Source organism: uncultured Zhongshania sp., from assembly GCF_963975605.1.
GTDB lineage: Bacteria > Pseudomonadota > Gammaproteobacteria > Pseudomonadales > Spongiibacteraceae > Spongiibacter > Spongiibacter aquimaris.
Map to the genome: position 1 here is coordinate 221912 of NZ_CAXBHN010000001.1, position 15436 is coordinate 237347.

Annotated in this window: 11 protein-coding genes; 10 read left to right on the forward strand and 1 reads right to left on the reverse strand. The window is 52.4% G+C overall.

The window, feature by feature from the left end; all coding sequences use genetic code 11:
* Window positions 1-43: 43 nt before the first annotated feature.
* The gene (locus tag AAC007_RS01015) at window positions 44-1501 is read right to left on the reverse strand and encodes an NAD(P)/FAD-dependent oxidoreductase (RefSeq protein WP_339674118.1); all 1458 of its coding nucleotides are present in this window, start codon (window positions 1499-1501) and stop codon (window positions 44-46) included.
* A 480-nt stretch (window positions 1502-1981) separates the two neighbouring features.
* On the opposite strand from AAC007_RS01015, the gene AAC007_RS01020 reads away from it, so the two are divergent.
* The 10 genes from AAC007_RS01020 to AAC007_RS01065 all read left to right on the forward strand — a co-directional run bounded on the left by AAC007_RS01020 (window position 1982) and on the right by AAC007_RS01065 (window position 15431).
* The gene (locus AAC007_RS01020) at window positions 1982-2686 is read left to right on the forward strand and encodes a TonB family protein (protein WP_339674120.1); all 705 of its coding nucleotides are present in this window, start codon (window positions 1982-1984) and stop codon (window positions 2684-2686) included.
* Window positions 2687-2760: 74 nt separating this feature from the next.
* On the forward strand, window positions 2761-3498 hold the full coding sequence (locus AAC007_RS01025; RefSeq protein WP_339674122.1) for a MotA/TolQ/ExbB proton channel family protein: 738 nt from the start codon (window positions 2761-2763) through the stop codon (window positions 3496-3498).
* Window position 3499: 1 nt separating this feature from the next.
* On the forward strand, window positions 3500-3916 hold the full coding sequence (locus AAC007_RS01030) for a biopolymer transporter ExbD (protein WP_219042190.1): 417 nt from the start codon (window positions 3500-3502) through the stop codon (window positions 3914-3916).
* Between the two features lie 55 nt (window positions 3917-3971).
* Window positions 3972-4592, forward strand: a complete 621-nt coding sequence (locus AAC007_RS01035) for a PepSY-associated TM helix domain-containing protein (RefSeq protein ID WP_339674125.1) — start codon at window positions 3972-3974, stop codon at window positions 4590-4592.
* Window positions 4593-4650: 58 nt separating this feature from the next.
* The gene (locus tag AAC007_RS01040) at window positions 4651-5160 is read left to right on the forward strand and encodes a DUF2271 domain-containing protein (RefSeq protein ID WP_339674127.1); all 510 of its coding nucleotides are present in this window, start codon (window positions 4651-4653) and stop codon (window positions 5158-5160) included.
* A gap of 73 nt (window positions 5161-5233) precedes the next feature.
* The gene (locus AAC007_RS01045; protein ID WP_339674130.1) at window positions 5234-6058 is read left to right on the forward strand and encodes a DUF4198 domain-containing protein; all 825 of its coding nucleotides are present in this window, start codon (window positions 5234-5236) and stop codon (window positions 6056-6058) included.
* A 30-nt stretch (window positions 6059-6088) separates the two neighbouring features.
* The gene (locus tag AAC007_RS01050; RefSeq protein ID WP_339674132.1) at window positions 6089-7654 is read left to right on the forward strand and encodes a sulfite reductase subunit alpha; all 1566 of its coding nucleotides are present in this window, start codon (window positions 6089-6091) and stop codon (window positions 7652-7654) included.
* Between the two features lie 206 nt (window positions 7655-7860).
* Window positions 7861-9150: an efflux RND transporter periplasmic adaptor subunit gene (locus AAC007_RS01055; protein WP_339674134.1), complete on the forward strand. Its 1290-nt coding sequence runs from the start codon at window positions 7861-7863 to the stop codon at window positions 9148-9150.
* A gap of 9 nt (window positions 9151-9159) precedes the next feature.
* Window positions 9160-12267: a multidrug efflux RND transporter permease subunit gene (locus tag AAC007_RS01060; RefSeq protein WP_339674137.1), complete on the forward strand. Its 3108-nt coding sequence runs from the start codon at window positions 9160-9162 to the stop codon at window positions 12265-12267.
* Complete coding sequence (locus AAC007_RS01065; protein ID WP_339674139.1) at window positions 12264-15431, forward strand: efflux RND transporter permease subunit; 3168 nt, start codon at window positions 12264-12266, stop codon at window positions 15429-15431. Before AAC007_RS01060 ends, AAC007_RS01065 begins: the two co-directional genes overlap by 4 nt.
* Window positions 15432-15436 lie beyond the last annotated feature (5 nt).

Here is a 15436-nt window from a genome sequence, read left to right on the forward strand (position 1 = left end):
GCATTATTGCTATTTTCCGTGGCGGTGAGGAGGCTGATCTTCTTTAACCCCGCTCTTGCCGATACTCATCAAAATCAACGGTTTTCATTTCACGACCAAAGCGCGTTGTGTTGTAGGGCCAATTGTTGATGATTTTGCCGGATTCGTTTTTATACCAGCTGCCGCAGTCGCCTCCCCATACTGTATCAGCTAAGGCGTCTTGCATTCGCTTGTTAAACGCTTGTTGCGCCACGGCTGTTGGCTGAAGGCTGCGCAGGTCTTCCTTGAGGGTTTTTGTAATGCATTGCATTAAGTAGCCCACTTGCTTCTCTACCATATAGATAATGGAGCTGTGGCCTAGGTTGGTGTTGGGGCCGTATAGCATATAAAAATTGGGGAAGCCCGCTAGGGCAACGCCGCGATGGGCTTCGGCGCCGTTGCGCCAAACCGTATTGAGGTCTATGCCGTTCTCGCCGTGCACGATGAGTGGCACCAAAAAATCTGTGGCTTTAAAACCGGTTGCATACACGATAACGTCAACGGGGCGCTGAATGCCGTCGTTAGTGAGTACTCCCTCTGAGTCCATGCCCTGGATCGCTGAGGTGACAAGCTCAGCATTATAGTTTTCAAAGGCGTCATAAAAGTCGTCGCTGACTAATATTCGTTTACAGCCTAGTGGGTAATTTGGACGCAACAGCTCGCGTAGCTCCGGGTCGCTGATGCTGGCTTTAAGGTATTTTTTGAAGATTACGTTAATAATTTTGCCGCGTAGCGAGCCCACCAACATGGCGCCAAAGGTGAAGTAATCCTGGCGGAGGTAGTAAAACAGGCGCAGCAGTTTTTGTGTCCACGGCTGGTTTCTAAAAAGGCGTTTTGCGCCAGTGGAGTATGCGCGGTCCTCGCGGGGGATGATGTAGCTCGCGCTTCTCTGATAGACGTATACTTTTTCGGCCTGTTTTGCCAAAACAGGGATGAGCTGAATAGCACTGGCTGCGCTGCCAATGACGGCAATACGTTTACCTTTAAAATCCAGGTCGTGTCGCCATCGCGCGGAGTGAAAGGTCTGGCCGGTAAATTGTTCGGCGCCGGCAAAGTGGGGAATATTGGGCCGGTTCAATTGGCCGATGCCGGAAATTAAGATACGACTGCGTAGTTGCTCGCCATTTGCGAGAGTTATCAGCCAATGGCCTTCTTGTTGATAGTCAGCGCTCACCGCTTCGCAATTAAAGCGGATATGGGGGCGCAGTGCATACTTGTCGGCGCAGTGCTGAAAGTAGCGTTTAATTTCTAGTTGCGGCGAGTAGGTGCGGCTCCAATCTGGATTGGGTTCAAAGGAAAAGCTATAAAGCGCCGCGGGCACATCGCAGCAGGCGCCAGGGTAGGTATTCTCATGCCAGGTGCCACCGACCTCGCTGTTCTTTTCGATTATTTCAAAATTGCTAATGCCAGCTTCGCGTAGCTTGATTGCCATGCACAGGCCTGACATGCCCGCGCCTAAAATGACGACATCTAAATTCTTCATTGCCTTCCTTATTCTTTTATTGCTCTATCTGTTCTTCACCTGCCGCAGTTAGCGATAGGGCGGTTTAGCAATAAAGTGGTGATGGCTTCTTACAGAGAGATAAGCCTAAGCACGAGCTACGAGCATAAGATGTACTATCGCAAAAATATACTGTAAACCGCCGATCTTATTGCCCTAAGTGGGTATTTTAGTCGCGTCGCACCACTAGCTGCCATGTCTAGATCTAAAACGTAATAAAATTGTTTCTTATTTGTCTTTGATAATCATTATCATTTATAGTAATCTTGCGCCCTAGGCTTGGCGCTGCGGTTATTGGGCGCTGTTTTGGATAAATACCACGGAATTCAAGTGATAAATGCGCGCTGCGGACTGGCAATTTAATGGGGGAGGAGCTGGTTGCGGGTACAAGGCTAGCGATAACCCCATTATAGATTTGCGTTTCGCTCTTGTTGCGATCTCTTTGTATCAAGGCTTTCGCAGATGAGAAGAAGGGATTCGTGGCTCGGCTTGTTCTTTGTGCTTTTCCTACATGGTGGGGCTATTGCCGCTGTGTTTTGGTTGCCGTCACCTGAGAATAACGTATTGGTGATGCCCACTATTCAGGGCGTAATAATCCCGGCTCCACCTGCCGAGGCAGTGCAAATTCCCAGCGCAAGTAAAACTCCGCCGCCGCAAAAGGAGGTCGAAACACCACCTAAGCCGCTTCCTAAACCAAAGCCAAAGCCAAAGCCCAAGCCGCTGCCAAAGCCAAAACAGAAATTGCCGCCGCTGCCAAAAGCGCCGCCGTCTGAGAAGGCGATACGCCGCGAAGATCGAGCTGAGGAGCCGCAACCTCCGCCGCCGCCAGTGCAGAAAACGGCGAAGCTAGCAGAGGAAGACAATAAGGCATTGGGAGCCCCGATTACGCCGCCGCGCCATGACGCGAACCCCTTGAATAATCCTGCGCCGGCGTATCCGACTATTTCTCGGCGTTTGAAGGAAGAGGGCATCGTGATTTTAGAATTGCTGATTTTGCCTGATGGCAAGGTCGGAGAGGTGCGAGTTAAAAAATCCAGCGGTTTTGAGCGCTTGGACAAAACTGCGATGAAGGCAGTAAAGCGCTGGCGATATTTACCCGCCAAGCGCGGCGACGAGCCGATTTCCTATTGGTATTTACAGCCTTTGGAATTCTCGCTGAATCAGTAAGCGCAGTTACTGACAGCATTAGCCATTTTGAAGCGGCATTAGCCCATAGCAAGATCGATTGAGGAAGTAGATTTATGGAAAACCCCTATGGCGTAGAAGCGCTCTGGAGTCAGGGCGACATGGTCATCAAGGTGGTGGCAATGATGTTGTTGGCGATGTCGATCGCCTCCTGGTATGTCATTGTCATCCGCTCCTGGCGTTTATTTCGCTTGCGCAAGCCGACCCGCGCGCTGGTGGATTTCTGGCATGCCCAGAGTTTTGCTGAAGGCTTGCACTTACTCGGTAATCAACGCGATAACCCCTTCCGCAATTTAGCCGAAGAAGGACAGTCGGGCTTGGACCACCACGTAAACCACAAGGCTGATTTGCACGGGCATTTGCCCCTGGCGGAGTGGCTCACAGCGTGCTTAAAGGGTTCCATCGACGAGAGTTCAGAGAACCTTCAGCGCGGATTAGCCGTCTTGGCATCGGTAGGCTCGACGGCACCGTTTGTCGGTTTGTTCGGTACGGTGTGGGGCATTTATCACGCGCTAGTGAATATTGGTGTTTCTGGTCAAGCGGGCATAGACAAAGTTGCTGGCCCAGTCGGGGAGGCCCTGATCATGACGGCCTTTGGTTTGGCAGTCGCGATTCCAGCGGTATTGGCGTACAACACTCTGGCCCGTGGCAACAAGGCGATTATCAGTAAGCTGAATCGTTTTGCGCATCAACTCCACGCTTATTTAATTACCGGCGCGGCACCCGCTAATCGCAATGCTGAGTCTATTAGCAGTCTAGCCAAGGCGCAGCAAAAGCGCAGCGAGGCAGTCTGAGATGGCGTTCGGTGGCGGTTTGGATGACGACAGCAGTGAGGTAATGAGCGAGATCAATATGACGCCGCTGGTCGACGTGATGTTGGTCTTACTGATTATTTTTATTATCACTGTGCCGGTGATTACCAACTCGGTAAAAGTCGATTTGCCTCGCGCTGACAATACGCCGAATGAAATTAAACCTGATGCGGTGACCTTATCAATCACGGCGGACGGATTAATTCACTGGGACAAAACCGAGCTGTCGATGGAGGACTTGGAGCAGCGCCTTTACCTTGCTGCCGAGAAGCCCGTGCAGCCCGAGGTGCATATTCGCGGTGACCGCAGTGCGACCTACGAGCATGTTTTAAAAGTCATGGCGGCGGTGCAGCGGGCGGGCATTTTAAAGTTGGGTTTTGTAACCGAGCCAGAGAGCTAATAGCGATGTTGCGATATGTTCACTGCGCGGCGTGCTTGCCTAGAGTCTGTCATATATGAGTTTGAAAGGGTTTAGCGCGGTATGGCATTTGGGCTCACTACGGCAATGGCATTGGATCAGCTCGGCGGTGTGCCTAGTCGGCATGCTGCTGTTTTCGGTCACTGGAATTACTTTAAACAATGCCGCAATCATTCCGGCTACACCGGTGATTACGTCAATAGAAGCGGTGTTGCCACAGCAAATTTTAGACGACATCGAGTTGCCGGACGCTGACAAAGCGCCACTCAATGCCGAGTTGCGAGGCTGGTTAGAGAGCGAGCTAAATATTTATATAGCAGGCTCGGTGCGCGGTGAATGGAGTGATGAAGACGTGTATGTGGCGTTGCCGCGACCCGGTGGTGATGCTTGGTTGAGTTTGGATTTAACAAGCGGCGATATTTTGTACGAGCGCACCACCCGAGGTTGGGTGGCGTATATAAATGACTTGCACAAAGGGCGCGACACGGGCGCGGCGTGGAGTTGGTTTATAGATGTATTTGCGATTGCCTGCGTGGTGTTTTGTGTATCTGGTTTGCTGTTATTGCAGCGCCATGCAGCGAGCCGTCCCTCAACCTGGCCGATGGTTGGTTTGGGCTTGGTGATACCGCTGATACTGATAATTTTGTTTGTGCATTGAACTTATCAAAACAGAATTTAATTAAAACATTTTTAAAACTTACTGAAAGGGCGTGTTAATGATCAAGAAAATGACAGCGGTGAGCCTGATAGGGCTTGCGATGGCGACCTCGGCACAGGCTGGCGATTTGGCACTATCCGTTGAGTTGCCCCGCATTGATGTGGCGGAGTATCACCGTCCCTATGTGGCGATGTGGCTGCAGAATGACGACAGCGGCGATGTAACGAATTTAGCAGTGTGGTATCAGCTAGATAAACGCGATGACAAGGGCGAGCAGTGGCTAAAGGATATGCGCCAGTGGTGGCGTCGCAGCGGACGTAGCGCAAGCATGCCGCTTGATGGGGTAAGCGGAGCAACACAGCAACCTGGTGTGCATAGTGTTGATCTTGCCAAGGTGGCCGATTCCCTCGCCCCCGGAAGCTATAAATTATATGTCGAGGCGGCCCGCGAAGTTGGTGGTCGTGAGCTGCTTAAAATTCCGTTTCAGTGGCCGGTGAAATCCTCAACGACCCTGGAAACAGATGGGAAGACCGAGCTGGGCAAAATCCTTTTGAGCTTAGCACCTTAATTATTCTGCTGACGATTTGGTATTGAAATACCGCGTCTGTTTTGGGCATTAAATACTATTTTGGAGACTGTATATGAAGAAATCTAAACTGGCGATAATTGCTTTATTGGCATGTTCACTCCCCCTTGTCGCGAATGCTCACCGTGCATGGGTGCTGCCCGCAGCAACGGTATTATCTGGTGAAAATGCGTGGGTGACTTTTGATGCGGCGGTGTCTAACGATATTTTTTTCACCGACCACGCACCGATGCGCTTAAACGGCATGAAGGCAATTGGCCCCGACGGTAAAGAAGTCGAGATGCAAAACCAGCACACTGGCAAATACCGCAGCAGCTTTGACTTAGAGTTGAGCAAAGAAGGTACTTACAAAGTGTTTAGTGCTAGCAGCGGCTTGCGTGCGCGCTGGGAAACAGAAGCCGGAAAACGCGGCTTTTGGCCCGGCCGTGGTGAAACGCCAGCACCGGGTGAGTTTAAAAAAGCCGTGCCTAAAAATGCAAAGAATCTGCAGGTAAGTCAGTCATCGCGTCGCATGGAAACCTTTGTCACAGCGGGTCAGCCAAGTAAAACCGTGTTTGCTTTGCAAAACGAAGGTTTAGAAATGGAGCCGATTACTCATCCCAATGATTTGTTCTCAGGCGAAGAAGCGCAGTTTCGTTTTATGATCGACGGCAAGCCAGCGGTCGGCGTTGACGTAACTGTCATTCCAGACGGTGGGCGTTACCGCAATAATCCGAATGAAATTAATGCTGTCAGTGATAGCAAGGGTGTGGTCAGCATTGAGTGGCCATCAGCAGGTCGCTACTGGCTAGAGGCAGAATACCAAGACGATAAAGCGGCGAAACCGGCGACAACTCGTCAAGGCAGTTACTCGGCGACGCTAGAAGTGCTTCCTCAGTAGTACTTTGCTGACGTAGCGCGGTAATTTTACGTGGTGCTCGCGGAGCGATTGCTACTCGTACTCGCAGTTTTGCTCGGGTATGGCGCGCTGTGCCTGTGGCAATTCCGGCGCGGCAGTCGCGGCCGTGCGCAATCAGTTGACTCGTCCGTGTCTGCGGCGTCGATGCTGGTCGCCTACGCCAGTCAGAGTGGGGTAGCGCTAGCATTGGCGCAACGCAGTGCTAAGGCATTGCAGGCGATTGGGCCGGTGCGAGTGTTGCCATTAAATCGAGTTGATGATGCTGTATTGGCCGGTACTGAGCACGCCTTTTTTGTGGCCAGTACCTATGGCGAAGGCGAACCACCGGACAATGGCAACCGCTTCGCGCGGCGCTACTTAAATGGCAGTTCTGCGCAATTTTCGCATTTAAAATTCTCTGTCTTGGCGCTGGGCGATAGCGCGTATCAACATTTTTGTGCCTTTGGCCACAAGCTGCACGAAGGCTTATCCAGCCATGGTGCCGCACCCGTGTTTGCGCCTTTGGAGTTAGATGGGAATGCGACGGGCAACGTTGATGCAGTCTTGCAGCGCTGGTATCAGCAGCTCGCCCATTTTGGTGCTGAGTCTTCGCTGCCTGATCTCATAGAGTTGTCTTTCCAACGTAATCACTACCAGTCGTGGCATTTGGATTCCCGCAAGGTCGTTAATGTCGGCAGCGTTGGTGAGCCACTGGTTCATCTCAAGTTTTCGCCAGCTCAGGTTTTAGGTGATGTTGCGCTGGACACGCTGTGGCAGGCGGGTGATATCGCAGAAGTGTTGCCGCGCAATAGCGTTATTCGCTGCGCCGAATTTGCGGCAAAGTACAAACTGGATTTTGAAGCTGGCTTATCGATCGACGGCAAAGCCTGCAGACTTATCGACGAACTTCAGCGCCGCGCTTTACCAGTCAGCGATATAGCGGGCCCAGTGGTAGGCGATCTGGACTCGTTGTCGGCGTGGGTGACGAGCCTGCCATTATTGGCGAAGCGGGAGTATTCCATTGCGTCTGTGCCGGAAGATGGCAGCCTCGATTTGCTGGTGCGGTTGCAGGGCCGCGACGGTACTCCGGGGGTGGCATCACACTGGTTGGGTAGACATTTAGCTATCGATGATTCAGTTGCCTTGCGGGTGCGACGCAATCCTCTGTTTCATGCGCCTGAGTCGAATATCCCGGTGATATTTATTGGCAATGGATCTGGTTTCGCCGGTATCCGCGCTCATCTTCGCGCGCGGCAGTTAAGCAATAGAAAAGACAATTGGCTGATGTTTGGTGAGCGCAGCCCCCGCGCTGACCGTGTTTTTAGTGATGAAATTGCTGAGTGGCAAGATCACGGCTATTTGCCTCATATCGACTTAACATTCTCGCGATGCAGAGAACAACCCGCCTATGTGCAAGATGCGATTTTAGCCAATGTAGCTGATTTGAAAGCATGGCTCAGCGCCGGTGCGGCGATCTATGTTTGCGGTAGCCGCGAGGGTATGGCCGCGGGCGTTGATCGGCAATTGCGCCGAGTATTGGGTGATCAACAGCTTGATGACTTGGCCGATGCGGGTTTGTACTGTCGAGATGTGTATTGAATACACCGCTATTGTCCACCGTGCGATCTCTTTGCTGATTTGATGCGTAGGCAAAGACAGCGTGTTTTGAGAGTATACTCACCCTAAATTTTTCAATTTATAGCGAGGGATTTTTGCCTTCGCTGTGTTTAAACATTATCTATATTTTTTCTGCTGAGTGATGAGTGTTGAATTCTTACTGCAGCGTCCGCAATGGTTTTTTATAAATGAACAATTCCCCACGTTTGAGTAGTTCTCGCAAGGCCGTCATTTGGGTGGTGTTATTGCTGCTGTTTGTTGTTGGTATTTGGTATCTATTGGGTCGTACACCGCCGGCACCGGAGCAAGTCATGCGGAGGGGCTGGGGTGGTCAGACCTCGTCCGTGCGTGTGGTGCCAGTCCAAAAAGGTGGCTTAGATGTGCAAGTGCGTTCCATTGGCACTGTGACGCCAATGAACACGGTGGTCGTGCGCAGTCGGGTGGGCGGGGTGTTAGACAAGATTGTATTCACTGAAGGGTCTGAAGTGAGCAAGGGCGATTTGCTAGCGGTGATTGATCCCGCTCCCTATCGTGCACAGTTTGAGCAGGCACAGGGACAGCTTCAGCAAAATCAGGCGCAGCTTGCCAATGCTAAGGTTGATTTGAATTTGTATCAAGGTTTGTACGCTGAAGACTCAATAGCCCGTCAGCAGCTCGACAGTCAGGCTGCCCTGGTGCGGGAATTAGAGGGTGCAAATAAAAGCCAGCAGGCACAGCTTGATGACGCGCGTTTGCAATTGTCGTGGACTCGTATTGAAGCGCCTATTTCAGGGCGGCTTGGTTTACGTCGGATCGATGCGGGAAATTTAATCGCCGCCAATGATAGCGAAGGCTTGGTGACTATCACCCAAACCCATCCGATTGCTGTTCTGTTTACCGTTTCTGAGATAGAGGTTCCTGCGCTAGTTAAAGCGTTTAACGGTGGCGACTCCCTGCGTGTTGAAGCGTTAAATCGCAACGAACAAAATATCATCGCCACTGGCAAGTTGGTGACCCTGGATAATCAAATTGATACCACAACAGGTACTTTGCGGGTAAGAGCAGAATTTGAAAATTTGGATAACAGTTTATTTCCGAATCAGTTTGTTAATGTGCGTCTGCGTTTGAACAGTATTGCCGACGCATTAACTATTCCCGCTGACGCTGTTCAACACGGCTCGCAGGGTAGTTATGTGTACGTGGTGGAAGACAGCAAGGCGTATATTCGGCCGATTACCACCGGCATCGTTGACAGTGATCGCGTTGCGGTTATAGAAGGCTTGCAAGCAGGCGACCGGGTGGTGATAGAGGGCTTGGATCGTCTGCGCGATCGCCGCGATGTCATCGTTGATGGTGATGCGCCGGTGGCCGCCGCAGAGCAGCGGGCGGGTGGAGCAGCGGATTCAGGCTCTCGCGAGGGTGGAAAAGCACCTAATAGCTCAGCAGGCGGTCAACGCCCGAATCGTGATGGCGGCGCAGCCGCGTCGTCACCGCACTAAGGCGCGATCATGAATAGTATGTCGCGCCCTTTTATTTTACGGCCAGTGGCCACCTCACTGCTGATGCTAGCGCTTTTGGTGGCGGGTGTGTTGGCGTGGCGACTGCTGCCGGTAGCGGCGTTGCCGCAGGTGGAATATCCCATCATTCAGGTTTTTACCTTTCATCCAGGCGCGGGGCCAGACGTAACAGCGCGCACGATTACGGCGCCATTAGAAAGACGGCTGGGGCAAATTCCAGGCCTTAAACAAATGGCCTCTACTAGTTCGGGTGGCGCTTCAGTTATTACCTTGCAGTTTGCCCTAGAGGTGGACCTAGGTGTTGCCGAGCAAGAAGTTCAGGCGGCGCTTAACGCCGCAGACAGTTTATTGCCCAATGATTTACCGACACCGCCCATCTATCGCAAAGTGAACCCGGCTGATGCGCCAATTATGACTTTGGCGATTAGCTCAGAAAGTCTACCACTGCCGGAAGTTCACGATTTGGTCGACACTCGTATGGCGCAAAAACTAGCGCAATTGTCGGGTGTGGGCTTGGTCAGTTTGGCCGGCGGTCAGCGTCCGGCACTGCGTATACAGGTTAATCCCACGGCGGTGGCAGCTTACGGTTTAAGTTTGAATGAAATTCGTTCGGCAATTGCCGCGACCAATGTTAACCAACCCAAGGGCAGTTTTGATGGCCCCAATAGAACCACCTTGCTCGATGCCAACGATCAAATACGTTCGGTAAAGGATTATGAAAAGCTGATTATCGCCTACCAAGAGGGCGCACCACTGCGCTTGGGGGATGTGGCAAAAATAAGCGACGGCGCTGAAGACCGCTTTCTTGCGGCGTGGGCAAATAGTCAGTCAGCGGTGCTGCTAAACATACAGAAACAACCCGGCGCCAATGTGATTGATGTTGCTGACCGGGTGCGGGCACTGCTGCCGCAGTTGTCCGCAACCATGCCGACGGCGGTGGACGTCACGGTGTTGAGTGATCGCACCGATAGTATTCGCGCCTCTGTTCGCGACGTGCAAAAGGAATTGCTATTTGCCATCGGCTTAGTTGTGCTGGTGACCTTTGCCTTTTTGCGCAGCGTACCCGCCACCATTATTCCCAGCATAGCCGTACCGCTGTCTTTGGTGGGCACCTTCGCCTTTATGTATTTGGCGGAATTTTCTATCAATAATTTAAGTTTAATGGCGCTGACTATTGCGACCGGCTTTGTGGTCGATGACGCCATAGTGATGTTGGAAAATATTGCCCGTCATCGGGAAGAGGGTGATACGCCGATGGCGGCCGCGTTAAAAGGCGCCAAAGAAATTGGCTTTACCTTAATTTCCTTAACACTGTCATTGATTGCCGTATTAATTCCGCTGTTGTTTATGGCCGATGTCGTGGGGCGCATGTTCCATGAGTTTGCCGTGACCTTGGCGGTTGCCATCGCTATTTCGCTGGTGGTGTCGCTAACCCTAACGCCAATGATGTGCGCGAGAATGTTGCGCGAGCCACTGCAGTCTGAGGACAGTGCGCCCGGTGCAATGGATCGTTTTATTGCTCGCTACGGTGAAATGTTGGACTGGGTCTTGGCTCGTCAACCCGCTGCCATGATGGCTATGTTGGCGACCATTTTATTGACGGTCTTACTGTACTTTGCAGTTGATAAAGATTTCTTTCCGGTACAAGACAGCGGTGTCATTCAAGTCGTCACAGAGGCGCCGCAAAACACCTCGTTTGCGGCGATGTCCCGTCGTCAACAAGCTCTGGCAGCCGCCTTGCTTGAAGACCCTGGGGTCTCGAGTCTGTCCTCTTTTATCGGCGTTGATGGCAGCAATACCACGCTAAATAGCGGGCGCATGTTTATTAACTTACCCGCTCATCACGATCGTAGTGAATCGGTTTTTGATGTGATGGCACGCTTACGCGAGCGCGCCGACGATGTCGCCGGTATTGAAGCGTGGTTCCAGCCGGTGCAAGAGCTGAGTATTGAAGACCAGATTACTCGCACCCAATATCGTTTTACGCTTACCGCCGCCAGCACCGCCGAACTTGCCGAGTGGGTGCCAAAGCTTATGGCGGCTCTGCAGCAGCGCTCAGAGCTGGTCGACGTTGCCAGTGATCTACAACAACAGGGCGAAGAAGCGTATATCAATATTGATCGCGACGCGGCAGCGCGCCTTGGTGTAAGCGTATCGTCGATAGCAGATACATTGCAGAACGCCTACGGTCAGCGCCAGATAGCGACCTTATTTACCCAGTCGAATCAGTACCGTGTGGTGTTGGAAGTTGACCCCGTGCAGAGCAGTGGTTTGGCTGCATTGAACAATTTGTATGTGCCGACTTCCTCGGGCGTGCCAACACCACTGAATAGCGTGGCAACGGTGGAGCAGCGTTCAGCGGCCTTGCTCATTAATCATCAAGGCCAATTCCCCGCAGCCACCTTGTCATTCAATTTGGCGGAGGGAGCCTCGCTTGGTGAAGCGGTTAAGGCAATCGAAGCGGCCCAGCTAGAGATCGGTTTACCGCTGGGTATTGAAAGCCGCTTCCAGGGCGCCGCTGAGGCGTTTAGGGCCTCGCTGTCTAATACCTTGTGGTTGGTGTTAGCGGCGGTCGCCACCATGTATGTGGTGCTGGGCGTTTTGTATGAAAGCACGATTCACCCAATTACTATTCTGTCGACCTTGCCATCGGCAACCGTTGGCGCCTTGCTCGCGCTGCTTATCACCGGCCGCTCCCTGGATATGATCGCGGTCATTGGTGTGGTCTTACTGATTGGTCTGGTAAAGAAAAACGGCATCATGATGGTGGACTTTGCCCTCGATGCGCAGCGCAATCATGGTATGAGTCCGCGTGAGGCTATTCATCGCGCAGCCCTGTTACGCTTCCGTCCTATTTTAATGACAACCTTGGCGGCGTTGTTTGGCGCCTTGCCGTTGATGTTAGCCGGTGGCTCGGGCGCAGAGTTACGTCAGCCATTGGGTTTGGTGATGGTGGGCGGTTTGCTGGTGAGTCAGGTGTTAACGCTGTTCACGACACCGGTCGTGTATTTGTTTTTTGATCGTTTCAGCGGTGAGGAATATTCGGGTTCAGATTTAAACCTGAACGATGATGTCGATTCACCGAGTGGCAATGCATGAATTTGTCGCGCCCCTTTATATATCGTCCGGTTGCGACGGGTTTGCTGTCCTTGGCGCTGGTCTTGGTGGGTTTGCTCGCCTGGCGGCTGCTGCCGGTAGCGCCGCTGCCGCAGGTCGATTTTCCGGTAATCAGTGTCACCGCTAGCTTACCCGGTGCCAGTCCGGAAAGTATGGCGAGCACGGTGGCGACCCCATTGGAAAGGGCGCTCGGTAGTATCAGTGGTATCTCGTCAATTTCGTCATCGAGTAATCAGGGATCGACGCAAGTTGTGCTCACCTTCGACCTTGATCGAAACTTAGATGAGGCTGCCAGAGATGTGCAAGCGGCGATTAATGTGGTGCGCGGTGAGTTGCCGGCAGGTATGCCGGGCAATCCGGAATTTCGCAAAATAGATCCATCGCAGGCGCCTATTATGGGCCTGGCCTTGAGTTCGGAAAATCGTTCGCCGAGTGAATTATACGATGCCGCGTCGACAATCCTCGCCCAGCGCTTGGCGCAAATTGTTGGAGTGGGTGAAGTTGGTGTAAGTGGCGCGTCTTTGCCTGCAGTGCGGGTGCAGCTAGATCCGGGCGCGCTATTGCATCGCGGCATTGCACTGGACGAAGTGCGCAACGCCATTACCCAGGCAAATGCCTTGCGTCCCCTAGGCGTTATTGAAGACAGTCGTCATCGCTGGCGGGTGAGTACCAATGACCCGCTGCGCAAAGCCAGTGAATATCGCGATTTAGTGGTTCGTCACAATAACGGCGCTGTGGTGCGATTGGGTGATGTTGCCGAAGTTAGCGAGTCGGTAGAAAACCGCTATAGCAGCGGCTTCCACAATGATCGCCCAGCCGTAATTTTGATGGTTAGCCGTCAGAGTGGTGCCAATATCGTGGAGACCATCGACGCTATTTATCAGGAGTTACCACGCTTGCGCGCGTTAATGCCAGCCGATAGTGAACTGTCTGTGATTATGGATCGCTCGCCGGTGATTAGATCGACCTTAAGTGAAGCGCAGCTGAGTCTGTTAATTTCCGTTGCCTTGGTCATGTTGGTGGTGTGGCTATTTTTGGGTAGCTTTCGCACGGCCTTAATTCCGTCTATTGCCATTCCCGTGTCGTTGATCGGCGCTTTTGTCGCCATGTATTTCTACGGTTTTTCGCTTAACAATTTATCCTTAATGGCCTTGGTCGTTGCCTGTGGTTTGGTGGTTGATGACGCGATTGTCGTGCTCGAAAATATTGAGCGGCATATTGAAGCCGGCTTGTCGCCACTGCACGCATCGCTGGTGGGTGCCAAGGAAGTAGGCTTTACCCTATTGGCGATGAACTTGGCATTGGTGGTGGTCTTCGTCTCTATTTTATTCATGGGTGGGGTGGTCGAGCGCTTATTCCGCGAGTTTTCAATTACCCTGGCGGCGGCTATGCTCATTTCGCTATTGGTATCGCTCACCTTGACGCCGAGCTTGTGTGCGCGCTGGCTGCGACCCCACCGTGATTCACACTCTGTCGACGAGGACAATGGTGAAAAAGGTTTCGAGAACCGCATGGCGGCTTATAGCCATGAGATGTTTGAGTCTCTTAAAAATGGTTATGCCAGCAGTTTAGACTGGGCCCTGCGCCACAGTATTGTGGTGATGTTAGTGTTGGCTGGGGTGATTGCCTGCAATGTCTATTTGTATATTGCACTGCCTAAAACGTCCTTGCCGCAGCAAGATACCGGACAAGTGCGTGGCTTTGTCCGCGGCGATGACGGCTTTTCCTTCCAATTAATGCAGCCCAAAATTGAGGTGTTTCGCAAATACATTTTGACCGATCCCGCAGTTGCGGACGTGACGGGCACCAGCGGTGGCAGCGGCGGTTTGACTAATGCGCAGCTCACCTTAAATTTAAAGCCGCTGTCTGAGCGCGGTGTCTCTGCACAAGCCGTCGTCGATCGCTTGCGCGCCAATGCACCCAAAGTGCCGGGCGCGATGTTATACATGATGGTTGATCAAGATATTCGATTGAGTTCGCCGTTTAGTCGCAGCGAACATGAACTGTTACTGCGCTCGGATTCGCTGGAAGCCTTGGATATATGGAGTCGCAAAGCGTCGTTAGTCATGCAGGAACTACCCGAGTTAACCGACGTTGATGCCATTGGTATGGCCGATGCGCGGCAGATCACCTTGAACATTGATCGGGAGCTAGCTAGGCAGTACGGCGTTGATATGAGTACGGTGGCATCCATGCTGAACAACGCCTTCTCTCAGCGTCAGGTTGCGACACTATACGACGACATGAATCAGTATCGCGTGGTGATGGAGCTATCGCCCGTTTATACCTCCCAACCGGCGGTACTGAGCCAGTTAAATGTATTAACCAGTGACGGTGCGCGAGTGCCACTGTCGACTTTTGCAACCTGGGATTATGGCATGGGCGAAGATCGCATTCGCCACGAAGCCCAGTTTGCATCAGAGGGAATAGGCTATGCACTGGCACCTGGCGTAACGGCACTTGAGGCGGAAAGCGCCATAGCGGAGGCACTTGATAGCATTATGCTGCCAACCGCAGTCCACGTTGCACCGGATGGTGGGCGCCCGGATTTTGGTGCCGATCTCAGTCAGCCGTGGTTGATTCTGTGGGTTCTATTAGCCGTGTATTTGGTACTTGGGGTTCTGTACGAGAGCACGCTACATCCACTCACCATTTTGTCGACCCTGCCGTCGGCGGGAATCGGCGCGCTGCTCGCGCTGAAAATTAGTCATACAGAGCTCAGCTTGATTGCCTTGCTGGGGCTGTTTTTATTGATCGGCATCGTAATGAAAAATGCCATCTTGATGATCGACTTCGCGCTGCAAGCTCAGCGTCGCGATGGCATGTCGCCGGATTTGGCTATCAGGCAGGCCGCGCGTTTACGTTTGCGGGCAATATTAATGACAAATCTCGCCGGCTTATTGGGGGCAGTGCCGTTGGCGATAGGCTTTGGCGAAGGCGCGGAATTACGTCGGCCCTTGGGGATTACGATTATCGGCGGGCTGGCTGTTAGTCAGTTCTTAACGCTGTATACCACACCGATTATTTATCTCTATTTAGAGCGTTTACGCCAATACGTATTGCGTGACAAATCGCAGGGTATGGATAGCGGCGATAAGCGTCTCGCGGCAGAAAACACCGATGCGACTTATGTCGAAAAGAAGTGAAAAAT